Genomic DNA, 278 nt, shown 5'->3' on the forward strand with positions numbered 1-278 from the left:
TTTTCGGCGTCTTTGTAAGTCCCGCGATCGCTCGCACCTGGCAGAATTCCGTTCCGAAACGAGCCGATGTCCGACCCACGAGTTGTGTCGCCCGTAGTTAAGTCTGTGCGAACATAGCCGCCGATGTGCCTGTCGCGAAGACCGGCGTCGGCTACGTCAACGTATGCGATGTGTACGGCCCAGGCTACTTTTACATTCCAGGCACTCGCACCTGTATGAACATCTGCCTATGATACACATCATACGCTGCCGACGACCGCCCCTGGCGGTATTTCGGG

Annotated in this window: 1 protein-coding gene; it reads left to right on the plus strand. The window is 57.2% G+C overall.

The features are described from left to right. Positions 1-125 precede the first annotated feature (125 nt). Positions 126-233 (plus strand): porin, encoded by a 108-nt coding sequence (locus tag FNJ47_RS53495; protein ID WP_347341832.1) that lies wholly within the window; start codon positions 126-128, stop codon positions 231-233. Positions 234-278 lie beyond the last annotated feature (45 nt).

Origin of the sequence: Bradyrhizobium uaiense (assembly GCF_010811875.1) — a bacterium.
GTDB classification, from domain to species: Bacteria; Pseudomonadota; Alphaproteobacteria; order Rhizobiales; family Xanthobacteraceae; genus Bradyrhizobium; species Bradyrhizobium uaiense.